This is a genomic window from Corallococcus terminator, assembly GCF_049194865.1.
GTDB lineage: Bacteria > Myxococcota > Myxococcia > Myxococcales > Myxococcaceae > Myxococcus > Myxococcus terminator_A.
The window spans coordinates 168,188-194,204 of sequence record NZ_JBLZWL010000109.1 but is presented as its reverse complement, the minus strand read 5'-3'; the positions used below and the strand labels follow the sequence as shown (position 1 = coordinate 194,204).

Sequence of the window (26,017 nt, the reverse complement as noted above, 5' to 3'; positions counted from 1 at the left end):
TCCTGGAACGACCGATGTGTCCCGAGTCAATTTAAACCTAGTTCTGTCTCTGAAAATAAGAATTCGCGAGAAGTCCGCTTGGTTCCGTTCGCCAGGAGTGGTTGGTTCCGCCCCTCCCTTCACCTGGAAAGGACTCCCCCATGCGGAACTTCCTCGCAGTGACTGCCTCCCTCTTTTCGCTCACGTTCCTCGGCTGCAACGCCGCGCCCGCGGAGCCGACCCTCGAGCCCACGCCGGAAGCCGCGGAGCAGACGCAGAGCCTGACGGCGACGGGCAAGGGCTGCTCGGCCGACACGCAGTGTGCTTCCGGCCTGTGCTGGGTGGAGGCGGATTCCTACCCCCTCTACAACCCGGCCTGGATTCACGCCGACAGCTGCACCGAGGAGTGTGGTGGCCCGACGGACCATGCGAACTGCCGCATCCTGGCCGCGGACCTGAACGCTCCGTCCCCGAACAGCGCGCGCTGCATCGCCGCGCGGGGCGTCTACGACAACTACCCCTACGACGACATCTTCTACGTGTGCGACCTGGTTGCCGCCGGCCTGGGCAAGGTTCACTGGGCCAACTAGTCGCGACGTGACTCGCGCCGCCCGGAACGCGGTCGCTCCGGGTGGCGTGTCGTCGTGGAGAAGCTCCACCGGGTTGCAGTTGTCAGGTGGTGGCGTCCCCGCCTCACGTCAGCCGAACGTCGCGGAGGCGCGTCCCAGACCCTCGGCCACGGAGGTGAAGGCGTCCGCGGTGCGCACGCGCTCCTCGCCGAAGCGATCCACATAGAGCTGTCGCACGGCGGGAATCTGCGAGGAGCCGCCCGTGAGGAACACGGCGTCGATGTTCGCCGCCTCGGGGTGACGCGACAGCAGCCCTACCGTGCACTGCTCCAGCTCGTCGAGCAGCGGCTTGCTGAACGCCTCGAACTCCTTGCGGGTGATGGGCTCGTGGAGGTTGATGCGGGCCTCCTCGAAGTCCACGGTGGCCACTTCGTCGCGGGACAGGCGCACCTTGGCGGCTTCAATCGCGCGGAACAGGCGGTAGCCCAGGTTGTCCATCACCAGGTCGTGGAGTGCCTGGATTTCGGGCTGCTTGTCACTGGTCTCCAGCATGGTGTCCAGCAGGTCCTGGGTGGACTTCTCCCGGATGAAGGACATCTCGTGCCAGGACAACAGCTTGGCCATGACGTGCTGGGGCATGGGCAGGCGCTTGTCGCTCAGGCCTCGCACCCGGTAGGTGGAGCCCGCGCCAAAGCGGGGCAGCAGCTTGTGGCGCATGATTTCGGCGTCGAAGCGGTCACCGCCGATGCGCACGCCGGTGGAGCCCACGACGTCCGGGCGGCGGTCCTTGGCGCCTCGACGCGAGGGGCCCAGGCGCATCAGCGTGAGGTCGGTGGTGCCGGCGCCGAAGTCGGCCACGAGGACCAGCTCATCGCGGGTGAGCTGCGCCTCGTACGCGAGCGCGGCGGCGATGGGCTCGATGAGGAACTCGATGTGCTGGAAGCCGGCCAGCTCCGCGGCGCGGTGCAGGCGCTTCTGGGCGAGCGCGTCCGCGTCCTTGTCCGGGGTGAAGACGGCGGGGCGGCCGAGGATGACGGCTTCCGGGAGGCCTCCCATGTGGGCGCCCGCCGCTTCGCGCACGCGCCGCAGGAGGATGGCGACCAGGTCCTCGATGGTGAAGGTGCGCCCCTTCACCTGGGTGGCGCGGAAGGAGTTGGAGTGGAGGAAGGACTTCACGGACTGGATGAAGCGTCCGGTGTTGTCCTCCATGTAGCGGTTGATGGCGTCGGCGCCCGTGTAGATTTCGCGCTCGTCGTCCGGGAAGAACATCACGGAGCGGAAGAGGCGGGGCTCCGAGGTATGGGGTTGTAGCGACAGCACCGTGCCGTCAGGCAGGGCCGCGGCGGTGTTGCTGGTTCCGAAGTCGAGTCCGCAGGCATGCATGGGGGTGCGCCCCTTATCGCCAAACTCCAGGAAAGGGTAGGGCGTCGTGAGCCGGGCTGCCCGGTGGAGGACGGGCGAGTGGGCGGCCGCCCGGAGGGGGCGTGGGTTGGCGAGATTCGATGACTTCCCATGTTTCTTTTTTGGAAGTCACGACAGGGGGTCTTCATGAAGCTCCGCGCGAGAGGGTGGGTGGCCGCCGGTGCCGCCGCGCTGCTCATCACCGGCTGCCGCGAGCGTGGCCAGGATGCGCAGTCCGGGCAAGGCGCAGAGGCGACCGCGAGCCAACAACAGCAACAGGCGAACAGCGCCCAGGAGGAGGTGCGGCAAAAGCAGGAGGCGTTGGACGAGGCCAAGGCCCGCGCCCAGCGTGAGTCTGGCGAGGCGAATCAGGCCCAGACCGAGCAGCAGACGGAGGCCGCGCAACAGGCCGCCCAGGCACGGCAGCAGGCGGGGGCCGCGCAGCAGCAGGCCACGGATGCGACGCAGCAGACGGGAGCGGCTCAGCAGCAGGCCGCCCAGGCGACCGGAGATGCTCAACAGCAGGCTGCCCAGGCGACTGGAGCTCAACAGCAGGCTGCCCAGGCGGGACAGCAGGCCACGGATGCTCAGCAGCAAGCAGCCCAGGCGGGACAGCAGGCCACGGACGCTCAGCAGCAAGCCGCCCAGGCGGGACAGCAGGCTACGGATTCGCAGCAGGCCGGGGCCAGCGCGACCGACGCGGAGCGCGAGGCGGAGCGACAGGCCGACCTGCGAGCGGAACGGGAAGCCGAGCTTCGCGCGGAGCAGCGCGCGGAACAGAGTGGCTCCGCACCGTCGGGCACGCAGTCGCAGGCAGGGCAGGACCCGCAGTCACCCGTGGCCTCCGCGCCCACCACGGGTACGCAATCGCAGACCGGTCAGGACCCGCAGGCCACCGGCACGCAGTCTCAGACCGGTCAGGACCCGCAGGCCACGGATACACAACAGACCGGTCAGGATCCGCAGGCGACAGGCACGCAGTCGCAGCCGGGGCAGGGCACGCAGTCACCTGTGGCCTCCTCCTCTGGGACGGGCACGCAATCTGCGCCGTCCACCACGGGCGCGCCCACGGACTCCAGCTCGGGGCAGGCCTCCGGGGGCTCGGGGCAACAGGTCGACGAGGGCACACAGCCGCTGTCTCCCCTCGAACAACTCGACGCCCGACAGCAGCAGGGGCAGACGACGAGCGGAACGGAGCAGCAGCCCTCCGCCTCGACTTCGACCGGCACGGAGCAGCAGCCCATCGCCACCGCGCCCTCGACCACCGAGCAGCAGCAGTCGGCTTCCGGCACCGCTGGCTCCACGACGGGCACCTCGGGTACCACCCAGCAGCCGCAGGCTCAGACGGGGACGCAGCAGCCCCAGCAGCCCGTGGTCGCGCTCCCAATCCCCTCCGGCTCACAGCAGAGCAGCGGCACGCCATCAGGAACCCAGACCCAGCAGAACACCCCACAGCAGTTCGCCGGCGAGGTGGTCCGCGCGAGCGAGACCGAGGTCCTGCTCAGTCAGGGCGGTGAGCCCCAGCTCCGCTTGACGGTCAAGCCCGAGACGCAGGTGACCGTGGATGGGTTCCGCTCCGTCGCCGAGGACATCCAAGAAGGCGCCCAGGTCCGCGCCTCGTACACCACCGATGAGACAGGGGAAGCCAAGGCCGTGAGCATCGACGCGACCTCCCAGGGAAGCACCACGGGGACGGGTTCCACTCAGGAGCAACCCACGCAGCAGCAGTAATCAGATGGCGATAGAAGAGGCACGTGGACGCCCCCGAGGCGCCCACGTGCCCTCGCTACGTGAGGACCTGGATGAGCCGCCGGGGAATCGCCTCGGCGTGCCAGCGCTGGAGCTCGCGCGCAATCTCCGCGGAGCGCTTCGCCCGGCCCTCGCGGATGAGCGGCAGCAGGGCGCGCGCGGCCTTGCGCTCCCGGGGCTTGCCGCCCGCGGCCAGTCGCTCGAACACCTCCAACCGCACGTCCGCGTCGTGCAGCTCCCCCAGCCCTTCCTGAAGCGGGACGAGGACCTCCACCAGCGCGCCCAGCGTGCGGCGGAACGCGGGCTGGAAGATCTCCAGCTCGTAGCGCAGCTTCTTCAAGTCCTTGCGCAGCGCATGCGCGGACGCGGCGTCGGGCGCGTCCATGTAGACCTTCATCCGCTTGCGGACCCGTCGCACCCGCCAGAGCAGCGGCTCCTTTACCCGGCGCCCGCCGAAGCGATGGTCATCCTCCAGCGTGTCCACCTTGCGCAGCAGCCGGGGCACGGTGCGCGAAGCCCACCGCTCCAGCTCCGAGCGCAGCCGCTTCTCCGTCGCCTTCAGGCCCACGAGGCGCGCCTTGCCCAGCGCGGCGATGCCCGCGCGCGTGTCGGGCTTCTCGCGGCGCGCCTTCTTCGCGACCTCCTCCAACCAGGCCGCCTGGACGTGCAAATCCCTCACGTCGCCCAGCGCGTCCTGGAGCCGCTTCACCTCCAGCTCCAGCTTGCTCAGCCCTCCGAGTGGACGGAACACCTGGATGGCCGCGCGCAGCCGACGCGTGGCCACGCGCATGTCGTGGACGCCGTCGTCGTCGAGTTCGTCCGAGAGCTTCGCCTCCGGCTTGCGGACATCCGCCAGTCGGCCCGCGAGGATGCGCCGCGCGGCCTCGCCCAGCTCGGTGTCCGGGCCCAGTCCTCGAAGGGGCGTGGGTTGGGCCATCTGGCTATCCTCCCGTCATGGCCTGGGTGTGCAACATCCGCTCGGCGGCCTCGGGGCCTTCCCAGCCGAGGATGCGCGCTTCCTTGTCCTCGAAGTGCACGGCGGTGAGGAAGAAGTGCGCCAGCTCCTCACGCTCGCGGCGGGACACGTCCTGGTACGTGCGCAGGTGCTCGGTGCGAGGCGCCGCCGTGGGCAGCGCGATGATGCGGTCATTGCGCTCGCGCTCGCCCGGCTTGCCACCCTTGCGCTTCTGGTCCACCTGGAGGACGCCCAGCGCACGACAGGGCAACACCACGCCGGGCCACGTGGTGTCGTCCCACAACACCATGGCGTCGAGCGGGTCTCCGTCCGGCCCCTTCGTGGAGGGGATGAAGCCCCAGTCGAACGGATAGCGCAGTCCCCGGGTGAGGGGACGGGAGAGCGTGAAGGCCAGGAGCGCGGCGTCGTACTTGAGCTTCACCGTCGAGCCCCGAGGCGACTCGACGACGACGTGAAAGGCGCCCTGAGGCCCGCGCGAGGGCAGGTGGGTGAGGTCCGTCGTCATGGAAGGTGAAAGGTCAGCCCGCCTCCCCCGCGCGGCAACCGCCCTCGGGGGTGACTTTCGGCTCGCCAACCTTCCAGGCGAGCAGGCGGGCTCCGAACCTGACTTCAGGAGCTACAGCTCACCACCAGGTGCCGGCCCCAGACAGGCGGCTCCACGGTGTACTCCTCGTACTCCGAGCGCCGCGTGAAGGGGTCTTCCAGGGCGGCGAGCAGGCGGTCCACCTCCGAGAAGTCGCCCTCCTGGGCGCGGGTGATGGCGGCCTGCGCCATCCAGTTGCGCAGCACGTACCTGGGATTGACGCGCTCCATCCGCGTGCGGCGCTCCACCTCCACGCTGCCCTCCGACGCGAGCCGCGCCCGGTAGCGCTCCGCCCACGCGTCGAAGCCCGTCCGGTCCGCGAACATCGCTCCCACCGTGTCCAGGTGTCCCAGCGCGCTGAAGAAGCGGGTGTAGTCCACGCGGGCCTCGGCCATGCGCGCGAACAAATCACCCACCAGGGCGCGGTCCTCCTCGAGCGCCTCCTGGAGGCCCAGCTTCTGGCGCATCAGCTTCAGGAAGTGCTCCTTGAAGGTGGGCTCGAAGGTGGTCAGGACCGCGCGGGCCTCGTCCTCGGTCATCAACGTGAGGAGCGCTTCACCCAGACAGGCCAGGTTCCACATCGCGATGCGCGGCTGCTGGTCGAACGCGTAGCGGCCCCGGTGGTCGGAGTGGTTGCAGATGAAGCCCGGCTCGAACTCGTCCAGGAAGCCGAAGGGGCCGTAGTCCAGCGTGAGCCCGAGGATGGACATATTGTCCGTGTTCATCACCCCGTGCGCGAAGCCCACCGCCTGCCACTGCGCCACCAGCCGCGCGGTGCGCTCGACGACCTCCGCGTAGAAGCGCGCGTGGCGCCCCGGGGCTCCGGACAGGTGCGGGAAGTGCCCGTCGATGACGTGGTCGGCCAGCAGCGCCACGTGCTCGTGCTGCTCGGAGTGATGGAAGAACTCGAACGTGCCGAAGCGCACGTGGGACGGAGCCATCCGCACCAGCATGGCGCCCGGTTCGACTTCCTCGCGGTACACCCGCTCGTCGCCGCCAATCAGACACAGCGCGCGCGTGGTGGGGATGCCCAGCCCGTGCATGGCCTCGCCACACAGGTACTCGCGGATGGAGGAGCGCAGCACCGCGCGCCCGTCTCCACCGCGCGAGAAGGGCGTGGGCCCGCCGCCCTTGAGGTGCAAGTCCCACGACGCGCCCTCGCTGGTGCGCACCTGCCCCAGCAGCAGGGCGCGGCCGTCTCCCAGCCGGGGCACGTACACGCCGAACTGGTGCCCGGCGTACACCATGGCGAAGGGCTCCATGCCCGGCAGCGGACGCCCACCGCTGAGCGCCTCGACGAACTCCGGCCGTCGAGCCTCCTCCGGCGCCAGCTCCAGGAGGCGCAGTGCGGCGGGGTTGAGGCTCACCACCCGGGCATTCGGGAAGGGGCGAGGGGAGACTCTCGCGCCGAAGCCAGGAGGCAGGCGGGCATACGAGTTGTCGAAGCGAAGCTGTTCGAGCACGGGCATGGAGGAGGAAACCGTAACGCTCAGGGGACCTTCATGCCGCGCTGCACGGCGGGACGTTCACCCACGCGCGCGAGCCACTGCGGCACCTGGCCCAGGCCCGCCTTGAGCTCCGGGTAGTAGGCCAGCGTCCCGGCGACCCACGGGTAGAGCGCGATGTCCGCGATGGAGTAGGTCCCCGCCACGTAGTCCCCCTTGCCGAGCTGCCCGTCGAGCACCTTGAGCAGTCGCTTCGACTCCTCGGTGTAGCGGTCGATGGCGTAGGGAATCTTGGTGGTGGCGAAGCGGCCGAAGTGGTTGAGCTGGCCGAACATGGGACCGATTCCGCCCATCTGGAACATCAGCCACTGCGTTACTTCCGTCTTGCCGCGCAGGCCGGACGGCAGGAGCTTGCCCGTCTTCTCCGCGAGGTAGAGCAGGATGGCGCCCGACTCGAAGACGGTGATGGGGCTGCCACCGGGCCCGTCCGAGTCGACGATGGCGGGAATCTTGTTGTTGGGGTTGATGGCCAGGAACTCGGGCTTGAACTGCTCGCCCTTGCCGATGTTCACCGACTTCGCGTTGTAGGCCAGCCCCAGCTCCTCCAGGGCGATGGAAACCTTGCGCCCGTTGGGCGTGGCGAACGTGTACAGGTCAATCATGGTTGGACTCCCGTGAGCCGCGCGCTTTCACGCCAGAGCTGCTCGGCGAGGGCGTCGTCCCGCGCGGCGGCGGACGGCTTCCTCTTCCGGCAGCGGAAGAAATACTTCCCGGAGACTCCGTCGACCTCCGGCGAGGACGCCAGGTAGATGGACGTCCTCGCGCCGCTCTTGGCGGACAGGAAGAACGGCCCGCCCAGCTTCACAATCCAGCGGAAGAAGCCCTTCGTGTTGTGGCCGAAGCCCGAGCGCACCGTGCCGGGGTGCAATGCGTTCGTCGTCACGCCCGTGCCCTCCAGTCGCTTCGCCAGCGAGTGGGTGAACAGGATGTTGGCCAGCTTGGACGTGGCGTAGACGCGGAAGCCGTCGTAGCGGCGCTCGCTCTGGAGGTCGGTGAGGTCGAGCTTGCCGACGTAGTGCGCGTCCGACGACACGTTGATGACGCGCGCGGGGCCGCTGGACTTGAGCGTGTCCATCAGCAGATGTGTCAGGAGGAAGGGCGCCAGGTGGTTGGTGGCGAACGTGGCCTCCAGCCCATCCACCGTCACCTCGCGGCGGTCGATGATGAGGCCCGCGTTGTTGAGCAACACGTCCAGGCGCGAGTAGCGCGAGCGGAAGGTGTCGGCCAGCGCACGCACGGCCTGAAGCGAGCTCAGGTCCGCGAGAATCGTGTCGACGCGCGCGCCCGCGACGGACTGATTCACCGCGTCCACGGCGGCCTGGGTGCGGGCTGGGTCCCGGCCCACCAGCACCAGCGTGGCGCCAAGTCGTCCCAGGGCCTTGGCCGTCTCCAGGCCGATGCCGCCGGTGGCCCCGGTGATGAGGCACACCTTCCCGTCCAAACGTGTCTCAGCGCTCATGTGGCGTCCTCTGGATTTCGAGGACGCCTTCTATATGCCGACACGGGCCCGGACGCTCGTGGAAGCGCCGGGCCCATGGGGAAGGGAGGACTGAGGGTCGCCGCGGCTCAGGCGTGCGGCGGCCGGGTGGGCTCGGTCGAGCGCGTCTCGTCGCGGCCGCCCTTGGTGCGCGGCGTGGGGCGCGCGGTGCCGTTGAGGTGGCTCTCCAGGAACCACATGTCCAGCTCCACGTCGCCCAGGACCTGGGTGAGCAGGTCCACGGTGATGGGCTCCTCCAGCTCGTCGCAGCGCTGGATGCCGCCGCGGATGGAGGCGCCGTAGCGCGCGAAGCGGTCCACGAGGCACTTCAGGTGGTCCTCGCTCTCCACGGCCTTGAGGTCGTACTCGGGCAGCTCGCTGTTCTTGGCGGCCAGTCGGATGGTGCCCTCGGCGTAGCCGCCCAGGGTGCCAGCGCGCTCGGCGAACTCGTCGGCCTGCTTGCGCGCGTGCTTGGCCAGGTCGTCGAAGAGCAGGTGACGGCTGTAGAAGTGGGTGCCCCGGATGTTCCAGTGCGCTTGCTTGATTTGCCAGTGCAGGTCGATGGAGTCGGCCAGCAGGTTGTTCAGCAGGTCGATGATCTCCTCACGCGTCTCACTGGGGACATTCACATGGCTGGGAAAGTTCATGGTTGGCGCTCCCTCCAAGAAGGCTTTCCAGAGAGTGGGGATGGCCTTCTTCATGTGCCATGGCGAGGCGTCCCCGGCTGGAGGGCGGGCGAGCGGCCAGGCGGTCCGTCCGACGACGCGTGACGCTCAGGGGAGGGTGCGCGCGTCCGCGTCGTCGAAGCGCACGTGGACGAGGGCGCGCTGGGCGTCGTCGACCTGGATGACCTTCCGGAAGAGGCGCAGGCCAAGGCCGTCGTGGAACACGTCGTACGCGAACACTGTGTACGTGCCGGGAACCAGGTCGGTGAAGTCCTTCAGCGCGGTGTAGCCGATGAAGGGTGGGTTGGGCTGGGCCCAGACGTCCTGCTGCGCGTCGGCGACGAGGGTGTAGCGCACGCTCTGCCAGAGGTCCTTTGCCAGGGTGGGCCAGGGCCGCTCTCCCTCGACGACGAAGACGTCTTCATAGTGGCTTGGCTTCGCGAGCAGCAGGCGCAGGCTCCCAGGGCCGTGGGTCGCCTGGACCGACAAGGGCGCGGCGTCAGGTGGCCGTGGGATTTGGACGCCGAGGTTCGGGAAGCGCTTGGGGACGCCGCGCTCGCGGACGGAGCGGCCCGGCTCCGCGTCGACTTCGACGGTGTAGTCCCCAGCGGCGACACCGAAGACGGCGCGGCCCGAGTCATCCGTGGTCGTGACGGCCTGGTTCGTGGTGTTCTCCACGCCGACGCGAGCCTTGGGGATGGGCTCACCGGCCTTGTCCAGGACGCGGACCTCCAGGGGCAGGCCCTTCGACGGCAGGTCCACGAGGAGGGGGCCCTTGTGTGAGAGCGGGATGGCGCGCCCCACCTGCTCGTAGCCCTGTCGCGCGTACAGCAGGGTGCGCTCGGCGAGGGGAATCGGCTCCAGGGAGAAGCGTCCGGAGGCATTGGTCATCGCCGGGGAGGCACCTGTCTGGGAGGCGTTGGCGGAGACGTGGACCCCTGGGAGCGGGGCTCCCGTCGGTCCAACGACCTTGCCGGTGAGGACCCGGGCTCGCTGGAGCACGACGTCCGGGACTGTCAGGTCGACGGGGTTGGGGCGAGGCAGGGTGATGTACCGGGGGGCGAAGCCCTTGGCCTCGACGTTGAAACCGCACCCTCCTTTCGAGAGGCGGAAGCGTCCTTGCGCGTGTTTCACCGCCGTGTCGCCCACCTTGAACGCCTTCACGGGGCGGCCCTTTTCGTCCACCACGCGGCCGGTGATGGTGGCCGCGCACGCGCGCCCGAGCGTGACGTCGATGGACGGTGCGTCGGTGGTCGCCACGATCTCCGAGTGGCCCTGGCTGTACTCCACTCGAAGCCTGTAGGCGCCCGGACGCACGAGCTTCAGCGTGAAGTGTCCCTGAGGGTCACCGCGCGCGTCGACGCCCTCGCGAGGATAGGCCGAGTTGCGCAGGAACACGTCGTCATGGGGCGTGGACGGATAGAGCTGCGTGGCTTCGATGACGACGCCATCCAGGGGAGCGCCATCGGGTCCGAAGACGCGCCCGGTGAGGGTGGCGCGCGGCTCCTCGAAGCGCAGCTCCTGGCGCGCGGGCTCCTTGTCGTCGGTGACGGTCAGGTCGCGCCAGGCGTAGCGGAGGAACTGGCCCTTCTCCTGCCAGAACGCGAGCAGCCGGTAGTTGCCGGGTGCGGGCTTCTCCAGCTCCGTGACGCCGAGGGCATCCGTTTCCCCGCGCTCCTGGAGTCCCGCGAGGTCCTCTGGGACGAGCTGGACGAAGACTCCCTTGAGCGGCTTGCCCTCGGGACCCAGGGCGAGGACCTGGAGCCGCGCGGGAGGGGGCTCCGGGTTGCTCGGCGACGGCTCGGTTCCGGGAGCACTGGAGGCGAGCAAAGGGAAGACCAGCCCCCAGAGCAGGCCGACGTGAAGTCTCATGAGAAACCACTCTAACGGTAATTCGTGACGCTACCTCCGTCGCTGGGGAGGCGGCGGGAGGGAGCGACTGGACGTCATCGGGCTCGGACGTCAGGGTGCTTCTCCTCGGGGGAGCCAGGAGGCAGACTCTGAAGGTGTCTCGGCGTTCATCGTGGTGGATTGCGGTCGTGGTCTCCGTGCTCGTGCACGCGGCGCTCTTTTTCGCGCTGTCGCGAATGCGGTCGCCCGCGCCCGCGCGTCCGCGCCCGACGGCCACCGAGTTGGAGATTGTCTACCTGCAGCCCAAGGCGCCGGTATCGGCCCCGACCCCGCGGCCTCCCGAACCCGAGCGCGCTCCGCCCCCGCGTCGCGCGGAGCGTCCAGCCGAGGACATCGCACGGGCGCCCGAGGGCAAGAAGAAGGAGGAGCAGCCCTCGGCCGTCGCGGAGGTGCCTGGAGCCACGTCGAAGGAGCCCTCGGCCGTCTCGGAGGCGCCTGGAGTCGGGTCGAAGGAGCAGGAACCCTCGGCCACTCCGGAGGATGCGCCCACCCGGGCCGCGCCGCCGACGATTTCGCTCGTGCCGAAGGGACTCTGGGGCAGCGAGCCTCCGGGCAAGCCCGGTCAGTCGGGCACGACGCTGCGCAATGACGGGCGGCCACCGGACCGCCGCGCCATCGCTCAGCGGGAGGCGGCGGAGGCGAAGGAGCGGGTGGATGGCTGGGCGGCGGACGCGAGCGCGACGGCGCGCGCGGAGAGCGGCGCCGTGAATCCGTACTTCACGAACCTGCAGGACCGCTTCGCCAAGAAGCTGGTGAACCCGCCGTCGCCGGACCTGAAGGTGCTGGGCTCGCGGCTCAAGCGCGAGCAGGTGGAGGCCACCGAGCGCTTCGGGAAGACGGGCACGCCCTTCGTGGCGGAGAAGCGGGACAGGCGGCTGGAGCAGCGCAACCGCCTCCAGGCGGCCGTCGAGGCGGGGCGCGCGGCGAACATGTTCATGATGGACGTCACCGCGCCGGTGCTCGCGCTCGCCACGGTGCTGGAGGTGCGGCAGGCGCGAGACGGCAAGCTGCTGGACCTCAAGGTGCTGGAGGGCTCGGGGGACCCCAAGTTCGACGCGTGGGCGGTGACGCATCTGCGCGATGCGCTGGCCAGCGCGGACGCGCCGCCGGAGTCCGGCCTGGGGCTGCCCGAGAATGAGCTTCGCAGCCGGTGGCGCCTGGAGGAGTACCTGGGCAACCCCCGCGTGAAGGTCATCCTCATCGGTGTGTACTGAGCCTCTTGGCTCGTGCTGGAGCCACGGGTAGAAGCGCGTCGCACCTCGTTCAGCCCCCCAAGCTAGGATGCCGCGCCCCTGACTCCCGGGGGTTCCTTCGGGGGATTCCATGCGGTTGATTGCAGTCGTTTCCCTGCTGCTGATTGCGTCGGGGTGCGCGACCACCCGTGTCGTCCAGATCGATGCTGGGAATGGTCAGCGAGTCATTCACAAGTCGGTGGAGGTCGGCCCAGTCGAGGTGAACGAGGCGGAGTTCAAGTCTGCCCTCACGCAGCTCATCCTGGACCTGCGCATGGACGTTGCGTTCCGTGAGGCCGAGGCGGCAGATGAGCGAGGATGGGTGCGGTCCAGGACGCTGCTTGCCTCCTCAACCGGTCTTGCGGATTCCGGCTCGGGGAGTTCACCTGAGTCTTTGTGCGCGCGCATCTGTCCAGACGCGGACGGCTGCTTGTCCCTGGTGGGCGGGACAGGGCTCACGTTCTCGAGAAAGGACCGGACGCTCATGGCCCTGTCCTTCGCACTCGATACGGTGTGGGGGGCTGTGGAGGGAGAACTCGGCAAGATGCTGAACCCGGCCGCGCTCAAGGCCATGGTGACCTCGGCGGCGCTGAGCGTGCTTCTCACGATGACCTTGCCTGAGCCCATCACCAAGGTCATCGCGGTGGCGTTGACGGCGGCGATGGTGGCTTATCTCGGAGTGGTGCCAGTCTGGGAGATAGGGCGAGGCTTCGTCCAGTTGTGGGATGATGCGGGCAAGGCAATGAGCGTCACCGAGCTACAGGGCATCGGCCACCGCTTCGGGAAGGTCCTCGGCACGAATGGCACGCGCGTCCTGGTGCTGCTCGTCACGGCGGCCCTCGGGGGAAAGAGCGCGATGGCGTCCCAGGGGCCCAGGCTTCCGGGCTTCTCCCAAGCCGCGCTTCGAGGACAGGCCGAGGCGGGATTCCAGCTCGGGACGGCACTGAACGGTGGCATGACGTCAATCGCGCTGCCCGCCGCTGGAGTGCTGAACGTGGCGCTGGCTCCGGGGGGTGCTGCCGCTCTCGCGATGTACTCTGACGGGCGGTTTCCTGGCGATGACACGGGCCCCACTCACCACATCTGCACGAACAAGAACCCGACTTCGGCTACTACTGGCGGCCCATGGACGCCCGCATGTGAAGAAATCTTCGAGAAGGCCGGTATGTCGCTTGAGGATGCTGCAAACAAAGTGCGGCTCAAGGGGCACGAGGGGCCACATCCCGAATTTTATCACAATCAAGTGGTGAATCGCCTGCAGGAGGCGGTGAGAACTTGCAGAACCACGGACGCATGTCGTGCCAGGTTGCTGAAGGAACTCGCGACGATTGCAAATGAATTGCTGACGCCCGGCTCTGAGCTGCGAAGCTTCATTGTGAAGTAGGAGGGACGTGGTGGAACGTCACTATTATTGGGTGAGTATCGCTGATGTACCTCAGTGGTACATCACGACGCCTGTGCCAGCGTCTGGCGGGATGTTCGAAGAGCCTTGGATGTTCGGAGAGGGTCACTCCCTTTCGGATCCTGGGCCCATCAAGGCTCGGGTCAGAAACCCAGGCCAGAAGCGCACCTTTGTCTTCGCGGGGATTGAGCGAACACCCATCGTCAGCGAGGCGGTCGCGAATGTCTTCAAGACGCTGGCTCCGGATGACATTCAAGCATTTCCGGTGACGGTGGAGGGGGAGTCCGAGCGGTACTTTATTGTCAATACAGTGATGACGATTGATTGCCTTGACGAAGCGAAGTGTCGAGAAGTTCAGCGCCATGCCGAAGACGACCCTTTTTCAGAGTACGAAGGACAATATCGCTGGATCAATGGTCTGCGAATTGATCCCGCGAAGACCGAGGGCGTGAGCGTCTTGAGGCCGAGGAAGTTCAAGACAGCGTTCATCGTCTCGGAGGAGATCAAAGATGCGCTCGAACGGGTCGGAAACCTGGGGGTGTCGTTCGAGCGCGTGACCGGGCCGCACGAGTATCACTGACGGTCGATGCCGATGAACCGCTGTTTCGCGGAGGCCCTGGTCAGCGCGGCGAGCGCTCGGCGTAGACGGGCTGGCCCTGGGGCGCGGTGCCTTTGGTGGCGTAGCCTTCCTTCACCCAGTACTCGATTCCGCCAATGAGCTCCTTCACCCGGAAGCCCAGCGCGGACAGACGCGCGGCGGCCTTGGTGGAGCCATTGCATCCGGGGCTCCAGCAATAGGTGACGATGACGTCGTCCTTGCTCAGGCTCGCCGTCGTGGCGGCGGAGAGGGTCCGCGCGGGCATGCTCAGCGCGCCGGGGATGTGGCGCTCCGCGTAGGCGTCGGGCGAGCGGACGTCCACGACGACGAAGCCCTTCTTGCCGCGCTCCAGGTCTAGGTGCAGGTCGGCGGCGTCGGTCTCCACGGAGAGCTTCGCGAGGAAGTGACGGTGCGCCTCCTCGGGCGAGGCGGCGGGGGTTTCGAGAACGAAGGAGAACGGGGTGGCGGGCGCGCTCATGACGGGGACTCCCTGGGCTTCGATGCCAGGGACAGTGCTCCTGGAGTGGTCCATGGGAAAGCGCCATTCAGCGCCAGTGGACTGGACCACTTTCAGGCGGGCTCGGGTTGCCGCGTGACAGAGCGCCGACTACAGAGTGCGCATGTCGAAGCGCTCCGTGGGTGTGTCGCTGCCTTTCCTGGTGACGGACGCGGGCAGGGGAGCGGGCCCGCTGCATCGACAGCTCTACGAGCGGCTGCGCGAGGCCATCCTCGCGGGGACGCTCGCGCCCCGAAGCCGCCTGCCGTCCACCCGCACGCTGTCCCGGGAGCTGGGGATTTCACGAGGCACGGTGGAGGAGGCCTTCGCGCAGCTCGACGCGGAGGGCTTCCTGGAGCGGCGCGTGGGCTCGGGCAGCGTCGTCGCGTTACCAGACCACGCTCGTGGGCCTCGCTCCGTGCCTGCCCGCGGGCTGCGCTTCGTACCTGCTCGCGGGGACGCGAAGGCCGCGCGCCTGGGAGGGCTGTCCCGCCGGGGGCGGCGCATGGCGAGCGACGTGCTTCCTCCCGAGCCGCGTGACGTGCGGCCCTTCACGCCGTGCCTGCCGGCGCTGGAGCTCTTTCCCGTGAAGCTGTGGGCTCGCGCGGTGGCGAAGCAGGCCCGGATGCTGGAGCCAGGACGGATGACAGCGGGAGATCCGGAGGGCTTTCGTCCGCTGCGAGAGGCCATCGCGGCGCACCTGGGGCCGGCGCGCGGCGTGCGTTGTGACTGGCGCCAGGTCCTGGTCTTCGCGAGCACACAGCAGGCCTTGGACCTGACGGCGAGGCTGCTCCTGGATGAAGGGGACGGGGTGTGGCTGGAGGAGCCGGGATACCTGGGCGCCCGCGTGGCCTTCGAGTCGGCGGGCGCACGCCCGCACCCGGTTCCCGTGGATGCGGAAGGCCTGCGTGTGGAGGTGGCGCTGTCTCGGGCGCCGAAGGCCCGGCTGGCCTATGTCACGCCTTCGCACCAGTATCCGCTGGGCGTGACGACGAGCCTGTCGCGAAGGCTGGCCCTGCTCGAACATGCGCGTGCTTCCGGGATGTGGCTGTTCGAGGACGACTACGACAGCGAGTTCCGATATGCGACCCGGCCGCTCGCCGCGATTCAGGGCATGGACGTGGCGGGGCGTGTCCTCTACGCGGGCACCTTCAACAAGGTGATGTTCCCCTCGCTGCGGCTGGCCTTCCTCGTCGTTCCGGAGGCGCTGGTGGATGCCTTCACCGCCGCGCGGGCCGCCACGGATGGTCATGCGCCTCCGCTGACGCAGGCCGCGATGGCTCACTTCATGGAATCGGGGCACTACGCCGCGCACCTGCGACAGATGCGGCTGGTCTATGCGGAGCGCCGCGACGCGCTGTTGGATGCACTACAGCGTGAGACGCGAGGGGAGTTGCGGCTCGGTGCGGCGGAGGCGGGCATGCATGTCACGGCGTTCCTGGCCGACGGGCTCCAGGATGTGGCTGTGATTGCACGGTCGGATGCACGGAGGCTGGGTGCTCGTCGACTGTCCCCGCTCTACCTGGGACGAGGGCGGCGGCAGGGACTTGTACTGGGCTTCTCGGGGGCGAGTCCCGCCGGGCTCCGCGCCGCTGTCAGGACGCTGCGCGGGTTGCTCGACGGACCGCCCCGTCAGCCCCTTCGCGCGCGGCCCCACGCCAGCGCAGCGGGGTCGTCCCCTCCCAGCCCTGGAACGCGCGGCTGAAGGAGTTCAGCTCCTCGAAGCCCAGTAGGAACGCCACCTCGTTGGCGTCCAGGTCCGTGCTCGCGAGCAGCTGGCGCGCGGACTGGTGGCGCACTTCATCGAGCAGGTGTTGGTACGTCGTCCCCGCCGCCTCCAGCTTGCGCTGGAGCGTGCGCGAGCTCAGGTGCAGCTCCTCGGCGACCTTCTCGACCGAGGGACGCTCGCCACACATGCGGCGTCTCAACGCCAACCGCACGTCATCCGCCAGGGTGTGTCGCTGTCGATGCTCCATCTCCCGCTCCAGTCCGGGCACGAGCAGCGCCAGCAGGTCCGCGTTGTGAGTCAGGAAGCGCTCGTCGAGCGCGCTCGCCTCGAACACGAGCATGTCCACGGGCGCATCGAAGCGGACCTTGCAGCCGAAGTGGCGCGTGAGCAGCTCCGCGTCGGAGCGTCGTCGCGCCAGCTCGACACGCCGGGGCACCAGCGGCTTGCCTGTGCCTCGCCGCGCGAGCGCTAGCGTGGAGGCGAACGTCGCGTCGACGAGGAACAAGGGCAGTGGCCCCTCCGCCAGCACCCAATGAAACCGGAACCGCGCCTCGCCCTTCACGACCTCGACCGTCACCTCCTCCGGGCAGACCAGGCCCTTGTAGCGGGCGAGCTTCGCCAGACCCTCGCCCAGCGTAGGCGTGTGGAGGGCCGCCATGGAGGCGACGTCGAAGTGGTGAGGCCTCGCCCCGGAGCCCACGCGCAGGCCGACGTCCCTCCCTCCACCCACGGCCTCCACCGCGTGCCAGAACGCCATGAACTCCTGCGTCGTCAGGCGCGCCTTGGGCTCCTGGAAGCGCGAGCGGACCAGGCCCGCGTGTCGCAGCACGCGCTCGACCTCCACGCCGAGCGCTTCGAGGCGGTCGAGCAGCACACTGGGAACGGGGACGAGGTCGGCGGGCACGTCAGTTCCTCTTGGTCACCAACATCTTGGCGACCGGAGTCTCCGCGAAGGGAATGAGCCCATCAATGTCCGTGGACAGGCTGAGCGGCTTCCACCGCGAGTCCTCCGCCGTGCGCTCCTGGACGATGACGTCCGCGAGGAACACCGCGTCGGAGCCGAGCAGCAGGCGCAGGGGCGGGTGCTTCTCGTCGGCGATCTTGAGAATCGCCTGCGCGGCCTTGGCGGGGTCTCCTCGCGCGACATCCTCGGTCTGCCGCATGTGCTCAATCATGGCTCCCACCGTGGGCTTGTAGGGGTCACTGACGTCGCTGATGCTCATGGAGGAGCCGGACCAGTCGGTGCGCATGCCTCCGGGCTCGACGATGGTCACCCGGATGCCCAGCGGCGCCACTTCCATCGCGAGCACTTCCGAGAACCCCTCCACCGCCCACTTCGCGGACTGGTACGACGCCAGTCCGGGCGTGCCCTTGCGCCCGCCGACGGAGGACACCTGGATGATGTGTCCATCCCGCTGCGCGCGGAGCACCGGCAGCGCGGCGCGAGTGACGTTCATCACCCCGAAGAAGTTCGTCTCGAACTGCTTGCGGAAGTCATCCTCGTACACGTCCTCGATGGCTGCCACGTTGGCGTAGCCCGCGTTGTTGACGACGACGTCCAGCCGCCCGAAGGCGGAGGTCGCCTCCGCGACGGCCGCCTGTGCCGCGGCGGGGTCCGTCACGTCGAGCGCGACGGCGCGCACCTGGTCGCCATATCGCTCCACCAGGTCCTTCAGTTGCTCCGGCTTGCGTGCCGTGGCCACGAGCCGGTGACCGGCCGCCAGCACGGCCTCCGCCAAATCGCGTCCGAGGCCGCGTGAGCTTCCAGTGATGAGCCAGACCTTCGACATGGGGACCGTCCTTCTCTTCGTCGTCGCGCCGTGAATTCGGCCACGCTCAAGAGTTACGAACCCGCCCGCGCGCGCGCCAATCGCATGGCGCCAGAGATTCATCCGATGGCGCCACCGGGCGCTTGTCCGTGGGTTCGCAGGCCCGGGCTCAATCCATGGGGCGGCGTTTCTGGAACGGGCGCGCATCCTTCGGGATGTCGATGACGAAGGTGGTTCCAATCTCGGGGAGGCTGTCCACGCCGATGCTTCCACCGTGGGCCTCGGCGGCGCCTCGGGCCTGGGCCAGTCCCAGCCCCCAGCCCCGCTTGTTGCCTTCCTCCGCGTCTGGCAGTCGGTGGAAGGCCCGGAACAGCGTCGCCTGCTGCTCCACGGGAATCACGCTTCCGTGGTTGTGCACCGTGATGAAGAGGCGCTCGTGGGACTGCTTCACGGAGACGGTGATGGGCCGGGTGGACGCGCCATATTTGACGGCGTTGCTGAGCAGGTTCTCCACCGCGCGCCTCAGCGTGTCCGGCTCGAAGTGGCCTTGGATGGGCTCCGGGGCGATGAGGACGAACCGCTCCCCGTGCTCGGTGCGTTGATTCTCGAGGGCTTCACGCACCACTTCGACGAAGTCGCGCTCTTCCAGCACGAGCGAGAGCCGGCCACCGGCATGGACCCGGAGCGCATCCAGGAGGTTCTGCACCAGCCGGTCCGCCCGGTCGATGTTGTCGGCGATGCGCGCGGCCCAGCGCGGCACCTGGTCTCCCGAGGGCTTGCGCAGGATGAGGCTGACGCTGACCTTGGCGGCGCTCAGGGGGCTGCGCAAATCGTGGGCGAGCGTGGCGAAGAGCTGCTCCCGGAGTCCCTCCTGCACCACGACGTAGGCCGTGCAGGCCTTGCCGATGGCCTCGTCCAGGGAGACATGGAGTCTGCTCCGCTCCGAAGGGCTCAAGGGCTCCTTCTCCTCGAGCACGGAGAAGAGCACCCCGCGAAGCAGCTGGTACTCCGTGACGATGTCCTCCAGGCGGAACCCCGTCATGCGGACACGCTCACCGCCGTGCGCCTCCGCGAGGATGTTTCCCTCGGTCGCGTCGCGCCGGGGGTGGTCTTCGGAGAGGGCCTCGGCGATTTGCTGGAGCAGCGCGGGGAGCGTGTCGATGAGCACCGGGTGGCTCTCGGTGGCCGCGGCGGGGACCCGCTCCCGCACGCTCGCCTCCCAGCGGGTGAGGATGCGCTCCGCGTTGGCGAGCAGGCGCGAGGCCCCGCTGGAGCCTTTCTCGGGTCGCTCTGGTCCTTCCTGCTCGCTGCCCATGAACCCAATCTGGGGTCTCCAGGCGCGGGATGCGCGCGGGCCCGCTCGCTGTCAAGGCAGGGAGGCTGGGGCCTGGCCGAGTTCTCGGAGGGCTCAGCTCAGCGCGGCTCGTCCTCGAAGAGGAAGTCGGTGATGGCCTTCCAGGTGGCCTCGAACTGGGGCCGCCGGAAGCCGGAGCCGGAGATGAGCCAGTCCACGTGCGGCGGCTGGTGCGCCGGCTGGTCGAAGTGGCCAATCGCATCCAGGTGGTCCGCGCGCACCGCCGCCAGCACGCGTCCATAGACTTGCGAGCGCGTGGGGACGATGCCGTCACACGCCGTGGGGCCCGGCATCGCGCCATACGCCTGCACCAGCGCCGCCGTCTGCGCGGGCGAGTGCAGCGGCAGCGCTGTCAGCGGCATCCGCTGCGTCTTCCCATACATGAACGCGTAGATGGTGTGCGTGAGCTGCGCGTAGGGGTCCAGCCCCGCCGACACGCGCGTGCGCAGCGACGGCGGCCGGGCCTGCGTCACCACCGAGCCATAGCGCACGCCCGGCCGGTCCAACGTGCTCGCGTTGAACAGGTCGATGCCCTCCGGCGTGAGCTGCGGAATCAGCGACGTGTCATGGCCCACGTCGCTCAGGAACTTCGTCACCGCGTCGCGCCGCTCGGAGGAGAAGTCTCCCAGGAGCTGGTCGTAGAGCTGGTCCAACAGCGTCTGCTTCCACCCGAGCTGGTCATCCGCGCGCGCCATCAGGTGCCCGAAGCGGAACACCACCCGCAGCGGCAGCCGGCCGAAGCGCAGCACGTACACGGTGAACAGCGACAAGAGTGACAAGAGCTTCTGTCCGAACAGCCCCAGGAAGAACGACGCCAGCGGCGTGCCCGCGTGCGGCGCGGACACCGTCACCACCGAGCGCACCCGCCGCGCGAAGGGCTCCAGCTCCAGGCCCTCCGCCAGGTGCGCGCCCGGGCTGACGAACAGCCGCGCGTCCAGACCTCCCGTCGAGTGCCCGATGAGATGGATGGGTCCGTCATCCCCGCTCGCCGTCTCCTGCACCGCTCGGAGCAGGTCCGCGGTCCGTGTCCGGATGGACGCCGTCGGATGAGACAGGACGATGACGACCTCCGACTCCCCCATGTCGCGACGAGCCAGCTCCGCCTTCAGGTAGTCGAGCGCGTGTCCGAAGTAGACGAGCTCTCCCAGGTTGATGAACCCGAAAAACCCGGGGACCAGATAGATGTGGTGCTTCGCGGCCATTGTCTCCACCATACCTGACGCGACGCGTGATTCCCGCTCGGGAATGCACCCTCCGAGCAGGCGTTCACCGGCGCCTTTCTCACCCCGTCAACCAGAAGGACGAACTCCGTGGACCGTGCATTGCTCGCACTTGGCCTGCTCATGTCCCTCCCCGCCGCCGCGGACGAGGGCATGTGGACCTACGACGCCTTTCCCGTGGAGTCGGTGAACAAGGCCCATGGTTTCACGCCCACGCAGCAATGGCTGGACAAGGTCCGGCTCGGCTCGGTGAGGCTGGCCGGCGGCTGCTCCGCCAGCTTCGTGTCTCCCGAGGGTCTGGTGATGACGAATCACCACTGCATCCGCGGCTGCATCGAGGACCTGTCCTCGCCCAAGGAGGACCTGCTGGCCAAGGGCTTCCAGGCCCGGACGCCCGCGGAGGAGCGCCGCTGTCCCAAGGTGGAGGCCAACCAGCTGGTGAAGATGACCGACGTCACCGAGCGGATGAACGCGGCGACGAAGGGCCTCACTGGCGCGGCCTTCAACACCGCGCTCAAGAAGGAGATGTCCGCGGTGGAGTCCGCGTGCGCGACCTCCACCGACGTGCGCTGTGACGTGGTGACGTTGTTCAACGGCGGCAGGTATCACCTCTACGAGTACCGCCGCTTCCAGGACGTGCGCCTGGCCTTCGCCCCCGAGTTCTCCATGGCGGCCTTCGGTGGGGACCCGGACAACTTCCACTTCCCGCGCTTCGGCTACGACGTGGCCTTCCTGCGCGTGTGGAAGGACGACGCGCCGGCCAAGAGCCCGGACTACCTGCCGTGGGCGAAGCAGGGCGCCAAGGACGGAGACCTCGTCTTCGTCTCCGGCCACCCCGGTGGCACCGAGCGCAAGGCCAGCGTCGCGGAGCTGGAGTTCCAGCGCGACGTCAATCTGCCCTACACGCTGCTGACGCTCTCCGAGCTGCGCGGCAAGCTGAAGGAGTACTCCAGCGGCTCGCCGGAGCGCTACCGCACCACGCGCTCGCGGCTGCGCGGAGTGGAGAACGGACTGAAGGCGCTGCGCGGTCGGCACCAGGCGCTGGCGGACCCGTCGCTGCTCGCACGCAAGCGCGAGGACGAGGCGGAGCTGCGCAAGCGCGTGGAGGCCAACCCCACGGTGAAGGCCGCCACGGCGGGGGCGTGGGAGGAGACGGCGAAGGCGCTCGACACGTACCGCCGCATGCTGCCCGAGTACCGGATGAAGGAAGCCGGGGACGCGTTCTCCTCGGAGCTGTTCACGCTGGCGCGCCACCTGGTGCGCATCGCCGACGAGCAGCCCAAGGCCAACGCGGAGCGCCTGCGCGAGTACACCGACGCGCAGCTCCCCTCGCTGCGTCAGAACCTATTGCGCGGCGCGCCCATCACCTTGGAACTCGACGAGGCGGTGCTCTCGTTCGGCCTGGGCCGCCTGCGCGAGACGCTGGGCGCGGATGACCCCTTCGTGCGGCAGGTGCTCGGCGCGGAGGCTCCCGAGGTGCTGGCCCGCTCGCTGGTGCGTGGCACGAAGCTGGGTGACGTGACGACGCGGCAGGCGCTGCTGGACGGCGGCAAGGCGGCGGTGGACGCGTCGAAGGACCCGATGCTGCTCTTCGCGCGCAAGGTGGACGCGGAGGCGCGCGCGGTGCGCAAGCGCTACGAGGACACGGTGGAGGCGGTGCTCAAGCGCAACGGAGAGCGGCTGGCCAAGGCGCACCTCGCCGTGTACGGCACCTCCGGCTATCCCGACGCCACCTTCACGCTGCGCCTCAACGCCGGCCAGGTGAAGGGCTGGGACGAGAATGGCCGCGCGGTGCCGGCGCTGACGACGTTCGGTGGCGCGTACGCGCGGCACACCGGCAAGGACCCCTTCAAGCTGCCGGACACCTGGATGAAGGCGAAGGGCAAGGTGCCGGACGCGACGCCGCTCGACATGGCCTCCACCAACGACATCATCGGCGGCAACTCCGGCTCTCCCGTCGTGGACCGCGATGGGCGCGTCGTCGGACTCATCTTCGACGGCAACCTGCACTCGCTCGGCGGCCGGTATGCGTACGTCCCCGAGACGAACCGCGCGGTGGCGGTGCATGGGGACGGCATCCTCGCCGCCCTGGAGCACGTCTACGGCGCCACGCGCGTGGTGAAGGAGCTGCACGCGGCCAGTGAAGCGGCGAGCCCACCCGCCAGGTAGGTTGGGTGCGGATTTCCCGCATCCACCCAATCCTCAAGCTGTGAGAAGTCGATAGCCGGTACGCCCGAGTCGAGGCGTGCCGGCGTGCAGTGTCCTTGCGGAAATCCGGCGGGGACGTGTAGCAAGGCCAGATGACTGGCCAAGGCGTGTCAGGGGCTCCAGGATAGAATGCGGCTTCCGGAGTGAAGGCCGGTCTTCCATGAGTTCCTCGGCAGCACACGACATTCCACTCGGCACCGTCCTACGGGACACGTACGAGATTTCCGGCGTGCTCGGCCGAGGCGGCATGGGCACCGTCTTCCTGGCGCGTCATCTGCGGCTGCCGGGTCGGCAGGTGGCCATCAAGGTGCTGCGGCCCGACGCGAGCCTGGGGAAGGACGTCTACCTGCGCTTCCGGCGCGAGGCGGAGATTGCGTCGCGGCTGGGCCATCCGAACATCGTGGAGGTCATCGACTTCGACACGCTGGAGGACGGCTCGCCGTTCCTGGTGATGGAGCACCTGCGCGGGATGCCGCTGTCGCGGCGGATGCGCAAGGGCGCGCCGCTGACGCTGCCGGAGGTGTTCTCCATCGCCCGGCAGATGGGCTCCGCGCTCCAGGCGGCGCACGGCGCGGGCGTCATCCACCGGGACTTGAAGCCCGGCAACGTGTTCCTGGTGCCCATGGAGGTCGCGGGCATGTCGGTGGAGCACGTGAAGCTGCTCGACTTCGGCATCTCGAAGATTCTGGACTCGAAGACGGTGCAGACGCAGGACGCCATCCTGCTGGGCACGCCGCAGTACATGGCCCCGGAGCAGGCGACGGGGAAGAACAAGGACGTGGACCTGCGCACGGACATCTTCTCGTTCGGGTGCATGGTCTACGAGATGCTGGCCCGCAAGCTGCCGTTCAAGGACGGGGGCATCCTCCCGGAGCTCATCTACCGCATCGTTTATGATCCACCGGAGCCCTTGGCCGAAGTGGCCCCGGAGACGCCCGAGCACGTCATCCGCGCCATCGAGAAGGCGCTGGCCAAGCGCCCGGAGGACCGCTTCCCGGACGTGAGCGCCTTCATCGCCGCGCTGACCGGGACGCCGCTGCGCACCGTGACGCCGTCCGCGGACGCGCCGCCGCCGCCCGTCGTCGCCCCGGCCGCGCAGGTGCCCACGGCGACCGTGCAGCCCCGGCCCATCGCGTCGTCGCCCCTGTCGAAGCCCGCCACGGTGGTCGCCTCGCCCCGCCGTCCGTCCCAGCACGCCTCGTCCCGCCGCTCCGCGCAGGGTGAGCCCCTTCAGGCTCCAGAGTCCGCGCGGCGCGCCGCACCCGGTGAGTCCTCGCATGTCGCGGAGGCGGCCCGGCGCTCGGCGCAGGGCGATGCCTCACGTCCTTCGGCGTCCTCGGGCCTCGTCGGGAAGTCGGTGCGCGTGTCGTCGCCGAAGGCCGGCCCCTCCTCGCCTCCCGTGGCCGAGCCCGTGGCGTCACGTCCTCCCGTGCCCGAGGCCGTGGCGTCACGTCCTCCCGTGCCCGAGGCCGTGGCGGCGGCTCCGCTCGAAGTGTGGAGGCCGTCGAAGGCCGCGCCGGTGAGCCCGGCCCCCTCGGAGTCCGACGACTCGGTGCCTGAGCCTCCGACGATTCGCTCCGCCTCGCGAGGTGTCGCTGCCGTCGGCTCGCGCAAGCTCCTGGTGCGAGTGGCGCTGGCCGCGGTCGTGCTCATCGCCGTGGGCCTGGGACTCTCGCGCGTCCTGCCCTTCGCGTCTCGAGACGACTCCATGTCCGCCTCGAACCCCCCGGCTCCGCCTGGACCGGCGCGCGAGGCTCCCCCCGCGGCGCCCGGCGATGCCCCGCCTCCTTCGGCCCTGACGCAGGCGAACCCGCCGACCGTGGGACAGGACGCGCCCGCGGAAGCGCCGCGCGAGGACTCGCCGATGGAGAAGGCGAAGCCGGATGATGCGCTCGCCATCAGTCCCCCCGACGCGGTGCCCTCGACCGCGGAGACGAGCGTGAAGCTGAAGGCAAAGCCCCGAGGTAACGGGACGCCGCCCAATGATTCGGCGCGAAACCCCGTGGGCACCTCGCGCCCGACGCCCGAGGCGGAGCGTCGACGCGGCCTGGAGCTCATCCAGGAAGGCGCGCTCGCGGACCTCGAGCTGGCGGAGAAGGCGCTGGAGCGCGGAGACCCGAACGAGGCCCTCCACCTGGTGCGCCGCAGTCAGCGCACGCAAGTCACGGGCGCCTCCTTCGCGCTGCTGACGCGCGTCCACTGCCGCCAGAAGGATTTGTCCAACGCGCGCACCGTCTGGCTTCGCGTGCCCGCCGCGGAGCGCACGAAGGTGCGCCAATACTGCAAGCAGTACGACATCGCCCTGTGACGCGGCGCCCGTGACGGGCGTCCACACAGGGCTCCACACCCAGGGGGAGTTGCTTGAGAGTCTTGTTGGCGTTGAGTGTCGTGGTCGTCGCGCTCGGCTGTTCGCGAAACGCGCGCCCCACGGGGGAATCCCCCAAGCCGGAAGGGCAGGCGTCGGTCTTCACGTCCGAGGGCGGTGACGTCATCACCATCGTCCCGCTGCTGCCCGAGGGCTCCCGCAAGGCCCTGGTCCAGTTCCACGCCCCAGGCGATGACCTGGACGGGAAGGTCGCGCTCCACAGCATCAGCGACGACAACTCCTATTGGACGGACTGGCGCGGCAAGCGTCTGCGCCTGGTGCGCCTGGCCCCGTCCAAGAAGTCCAACGGGAGGAACACCCTCAACCGCTTCGACAAGGCGGACCCCGTCGCCCTCTACGTCAGCGACGAGCGCTCCAAGAAGGTGGACGTCGACGACGTGGTGGAGCTGTACCAGCGGCAGCTCGCGGACGGCACGCTCGAGCGCGCGGCCGCGTTCGACAAGGCGTTCTGGGCCGCCTCCGAGGAGCGAGACCTCGCCAAGGTCGTGAAGGAGACCCACGAGAAGTGCGGAGCGAGCTTCCCGGTCCAGGTGGCCTGGGACACCGTCTCCGACAAGGAGCTGCGCGAGCACCCCATCGGCGCGTACTGCGCCGGACCGCTGGAGGCCCTCCGCAACCTGTGCCAGGACTCGGAGGAGGCTCGGAAGACGGTGAAGCGCGCGCTGCTGCGCATGGAGTGCCGCAACGGCGCCAGCTACGGCGGCAAGGTCGAGAGCGGCACGCTCCAGTGGACCGTCGCCCCCGCCAGCGGCGGCATGGACACCTCCTCCTACGCCGACTTCTTCCTGGACCACCTGTGAGGCCCGCT

General features: G+C 69.0%; 22 protein-coding genes. 9 read left to right on the top strand and 13 right to left on the bottom strand.

Annotated elements, in window-relative coordinates; all coding sequences use genetic code 11:
* Positions 1-140 precede the first annotated feature (140 nt).
* Complete coding sequence (locus ACN469_RS33480) at positions 141-569, top strand: hypothetical protein (protein ID WP_498774655.1); 429 nt, start codon at positions 141-143, stop codon at positions 567-569.
* 108 nt (positions 570-677) lie between these two features.
* Here the strand turns inward: ACN469_RS33480 and ACN469_RS33475 are convergent, their stop codons facing one another.
* Complete coding sequence (locus ACN469_RS33475) at positions 678-1,931, bottom strand: Hsp70 family protein (protein WP_498774653.1); 1,254 nt, start codon at positions 1,929-1,931, stop codon at positions 678-680.
* Between the two features lie 165 nt (positions 1,932-2,096).
* On the opposite strand from ACN469_RS33475, the gene ACN469_RS33470 reads away from it, so the two are divergent.
* Positions 2,097-3,680 (top strand): hypothetical protein, encoded by a 1,584-nt coding sequence (locus tag ACN469_RS33470; RefSeq protein ID WP_498774651.1) that lies wholly within the window; start codon positions 2,097-2,099, stop codon positions 3,678-3,680.
* A gap of 55 nt (positions 3,681-3,735) precedes the next feature.
* Here the strand turns inward: ACN469_RS33470 and ACN469_RS33465 are convergent, their stop codons facing one another.
* The 7 genes from ACN469_RS33465 to ACN469_RS33435 form a co-directional block, all read right to left on the bottom strand.
* Positions 3,736-4,635, bottom strand: coding sequence for a CHAD domain-containing protein (locus tag ACN469_RS33465; protein WP_498774649.1), 900 nt, complete (start codon positions 4,633-4,635; stop codon positions 3,736-3,738).
* Between the two features lie 4 nt (positions 4,636-4,639).
* Complete coding sequence (locus ACN469_RS33460; protein WP_498774647.1) at positions 4,640-5,179, bottom strand: inorganic diphosphatase; 540 nt, start codon at positions 5,177-5,179, stop codon at positions 4,640-4,642.
* Positions 5,180-5,283: 104 nt separating this feature from the next.
* The gene (locus ACN469_RS33455; RefSeq protein ID WP_498774645.1) at positions 5,284-6,726 is read right to left on the bottom strand and encodes a protein adenylyltransferase SelO; all 1,443 of its coding nucleotides are present in this window, start codon (positions 6,724-6,726) and stop codon (positions 5,284-5,286) included.
* Positions 6,727-6,746: 20 nt separating this feature from the next.
* Positions 6,747-7,364: a glutathione S-transferase N-terminal domain-containing protein gene (locus ACN469_RS33450; RefSeq protein ID WP_498774643.1), complete on the bottom strand. Its 618-nt coding sequence runs from the start codon at positions 7,362-7,364 to the stop codon at positions 6,747-6,749.
* Entirely contained in the window at positions 7,361-8,221 is an 861-nt protein-coding gene (locus ACN469_RS33445; RefSeq protein WP_498774641.1) for an SDR family oxidoreductase, read from the bottom strand. The genes ACN469_RS33450 and ACN469_RS33445 overlap by 4 nt, the downstream gene beginning before the upstream one ends.
* Positions 8,222-8,328: 107 nt before the next feature.
* On the bottom strand, positions 8,329-8,886 hold the full coding sequence (dps, locus tag ACN469_RS33440; RefSeq protein ID WP_498774639.1) for a DNA starvation/stationary phase protection protein Dps: 558 nt from the start codon (positions 8,884-8,886) through the stop codon (positions 8,329-8,331).
* A gap of 126 nt (positions 8,887-9,012) precedes the next feature.
* On the bottom strand, positions 9,013-10,776 hold the full coding sequence (locus ACN469_RS33435) for a carboxypeptidase-like regulatory domain-containing protein (RefSeq protein WP_498774637.1): 1,764 nt from the start codon (positions 10,774-10,776) through the stop codon (positions 9,013-9,015).
* Between the two features lie 167 nt (positions 10,777-10,943).
* Here ACN469_RS33435 and ACN469_RS33430 point away from each other — a divergent pair, with 167 nt between their 5' ends.
* The 3 genes from ACN469_RS33430 to ACN469_RS33420 all read left to right on the top strand — a co-directional run bounded on the left by ACN469_RS33430 (position 10,944) and on the right by ACN469_RS33420 (position 14,029).
* Positions 10,944-12,029, top strand: a complete 1,086-nt coding sequence (locus ACN469_RS33430) for a ferrichrome ABC transporter substrate-binding protein (protein ID WP_498774635.1) — start codon at positions 10,944-10,946, stop codon at positions 12,027-12,029.
* A 109-nt stretch (positions 12,030-12,138) separates the two neighbouring features.
* Positions 12,139-13,431: an AHH domain-containing protein gene (locus ACN469_RS33425; RefSeq protein ID WP_498774633.1), complete on the top strand. Its 1,293-nt coding sequence runs from the start codon at positions 12,139-12,141 to the stop codon at positions 13,429-13,431.
* Between the two features lie 10 nt (positions 13,432-13,441).
* Positions 13,442-14,029 carry an imm11 family protein gene (locus ACN469_RS33420; protein WP_498774631.1) on the top strand — a complete coding sequence of 196 codons (588 nt, stop codon included), beginning with the start codon at positions 13,442-13,444 and terminating at the stop codon, positions 14,027-14,029.
* A gap of 40 nt (positions 14,030-14,069) precedes the next feature.
* Here the strand turns inward: ACN469_RS33420 and ACN469_RS33415 are convergent, their stop codons facing one another.
* On the bottom strand, positions 14,070-14,525 hold the full coding sequence (locus ACN469_RS33415) for a rhodanese-like domain-containing protein (RefSeq protein ID WP_498774629.1): 456 nt from the start codon (positions 14,523-14,525) through the stop codon (positions 14,070-14,072).
* Between the two features lie 142 nt (positions 14,526-14,667).
* Between ACN469_RS33415 and pdxR the strand changes: the two genes are divergently transcribed.
* Positions 14,668-16,248, top strand: coding sequence for a MocR-like pyridoxine biosynthesis transcription factor PdxR (gene pdxR, locus ACN469_RS33410; RefSeq protein ID WP_498774627.1), 1,581 nt, complete (start codon positions 14,668-14,670; stop codon positions 16,246-16,248).
* Here the strand turns inward: pdxR and ACN469_RS33405 are convergent.
* The 4 genes from ACN469_RS33405 to ACN469_RS33390 all read right to left on the bottom strand — a co-directional run bounded on the left by ACN469_RS33405 (position 16,139) and on the right by ACN469_RS33390 (position 20,597).
* The gene (locus tag ACN469_RS33405) at positions 16,139-17,176 is read right to left on the bottom strand and encodes an AraC family transcriptional regulator (RefSeq protein WP_498774625.1); all 1,038 of its coding nucleotides are present in this window, start codon (positions 17,174-17,176) and stop codon (positions 16,139-16,141) included. The two genes, pdxR and ACN469_RS33405, sit on opposite strands and share 110 nt — an antisense overlap.
* Position 17,177: 1 nt before the next feature.
* Positions 17,178-18,062: an oxidoreductase gene (locus ACN469_RS33400; protein ID WP_498774623.1), complete on the bottom strand. Its 885-nt coding sequence runs from the start codon at positions 18,060-18,062 to the stop codon at positions 17,178-17,180.
* A gap of 148 nt (positions 18,063-18,210) precedes the next feature.
* Complete coding sequence (locus tag ACN469_RS33395) at positions 18,211-19,356, bottom strand: ATP-binding protein (protein ID WP_498774621.1); 1,146 nt, start codon at positions 19,354-19,356, stop codon at positions 18,211-18,213.
* 98 nt (positions 19,357-19,454) lie between these two features.
* On the bottom strand, positions 19,455-20,597 hold the full coding sequence (locus tag ACN469_RS33390) for an esterase/lipase family protein (protein ID WP_498774619.1): 1,143 nt from the start codon (positions 20,595-20,597) through the stop codon (positions 19,455-19,457).
* 108 nt (positions 20,598-20,705) lie between these two features.
* Here ACN469_RS33390 and ACN469_RS33385 point away from each other — a divergent pair, with 108 nt between their 5' ends.
* The 3 genes from ACN469_RS33385 (at position 20,706) to ACN469_RS33375 (ending at position 26,009) form a co-directional block, all read left to right on the top strand.
* Positions 20,706-22,784, top strand: a complete 2,079-nt coding sequence (locus ACN469_RS33385) for a S46 family peptidase (RefSeq protein WP_498774617.1) — start codon at positions 20,706-20,708, stop codon at positions 22,782-22,784.
* Between the two features lie 199 nt (positions 22,785-22,983).
* Entirely contained in the window at positions 22,984-25,131 is a 2,148-nt protein-coding gene (locus ACN469_RS33380) for a serine/threonine-protein kinase (protein ID WP_498774615.1), read from the top strand.
* A gap of 53 nt (positions 25,132-25,184) precedes the next feature.
* Positions 25,185-26,009, top strand: a complete 825-nt coding sequence (locus tag ACN469_RS33375; RefSeq protein ID WP_498774613.1) for a hypothetical protein — start codon at positions 25,185-25,187, stop codon at positions 26,007-26,009.
* The last annotated feature ends 8 nt before the right edge of the window (positions 26,010-26,017 follow it).

Coding starts and splice junctions, on each gene's coding strand:
- ACN469_RS33425 (WP_498774633.1), top strand. CDS start 12,139: ATGCGGTTGATTGCAGTCGTTTCCCTGCTGCTGATTGCGTCGGGGTGC.
- ACN469_RS33480 (WP_498774655.1), top strand. CDS start 141: ATGCGGAACTTCCTCGCAGTGACTGCCTCCCTCTTTTCGCTCACGTTC.
- ACN469_RS33435 (WP_498774637.1), bottom strand. CDS start 10,776: ATGAGACTTCACGTCGGCCTGCTCTGGGGGCTGGTCTTCCCTTTGCTC.
- ACN469_RS33475 (WP_498774653.1), bottom strand. CDS start 1,931: ATGCATGCCTGCGGACTCGACTTCGGAACCAGCAACACCGCCGCGGCC.
- ACN469_RS33460 (WP_498774647.1), bottom strand. CDS start 5,179: ATGACGACGGACCTCACCCACCTGCCCTCGCGCGGGCCTCAGGGCGCC.
- ACN469_RS33450 (WP_498774643.1), bottom strand. CDS start 7,364: ATGATTGACCTGTACACGTTCGCCACGCCCAACGGGCGCAAGGTTTCC.
- ACN469_RS33445 (WP_498774641.1), bottom strand. CDS start 8,221: ATGAGCGCTGAGACACGTTTGGACGGGAAGGTGTGCCTCATCACCGGG.
- ACN469_RS33465 (WP_498774649.1), bottom strand. CDS start 4,635: ATGGCCCAACCCACGCCCCTTCGAGGACTGGGCCCGGACACCGAGCTG.
- ACN469_RS33415 (WP_498774629.1), bottom strand. CDS start 14,525: ATGAGCGCGCCCGCCACCCCGTTCTCCTTCGTTCTCGAAACCCCCGCC.
- ACN469_RS33455 (WP_498774645.1), bottom strand. CDS start 6,726: ATGCCCGTGCTCGAACAGCTTCGCTTCGACAACTCGTATGCCCGCCTG.
- ACN469_RS33380 (WP_498774615.1), top strand. CDS start 22,984: ATGAGTTCCTCGGCAGCACACGACATTCCACTCGGCACCGTCCTACGG.
- ACN469_RS33470 (WP_498774651.1), top strand. CDS start 2,097: ATGAAGCTCCGCGCGAGAGGGTGGGTGGCCGCCGGTGCCGCCGCGCTG.
- ACN469_RS33390 (WP_498774619.1), bottom strand. CDS start 20,597: ATGGCCGCGAAGCACCACATCTATCTGGTCCCCGGGTTTTTCGGGTTC.
- pdxR (WP_498774627.1), top strand. CDS start 14,668: ATGTCGAAGCGCTCCGTGGGTGTGTCGCTGCCTTTCCTGGTGACGGAC.
- dps (WP_498774639.1), bottom strand. CDS start 8,886: ATGAACTTTCCCAGCCATGTGAATGTCCCCAGTGAGACGCGTGAGGAG.
- ACN469_RS33395 (WP_498774621.1), bottom strand. CDS start 19,356: ATGGGCAGCGAGCAGGAAGGACCAGAGCGACCCGAGAAAGGCTCCAGC.
- ACN469_RS33400 (WP_498774623.1), bottom strand. CDS start 18,062: ATGTCGAAGGTCTGGCTCATCACTGGAAGCTCACGCGGCCTCGGACGC.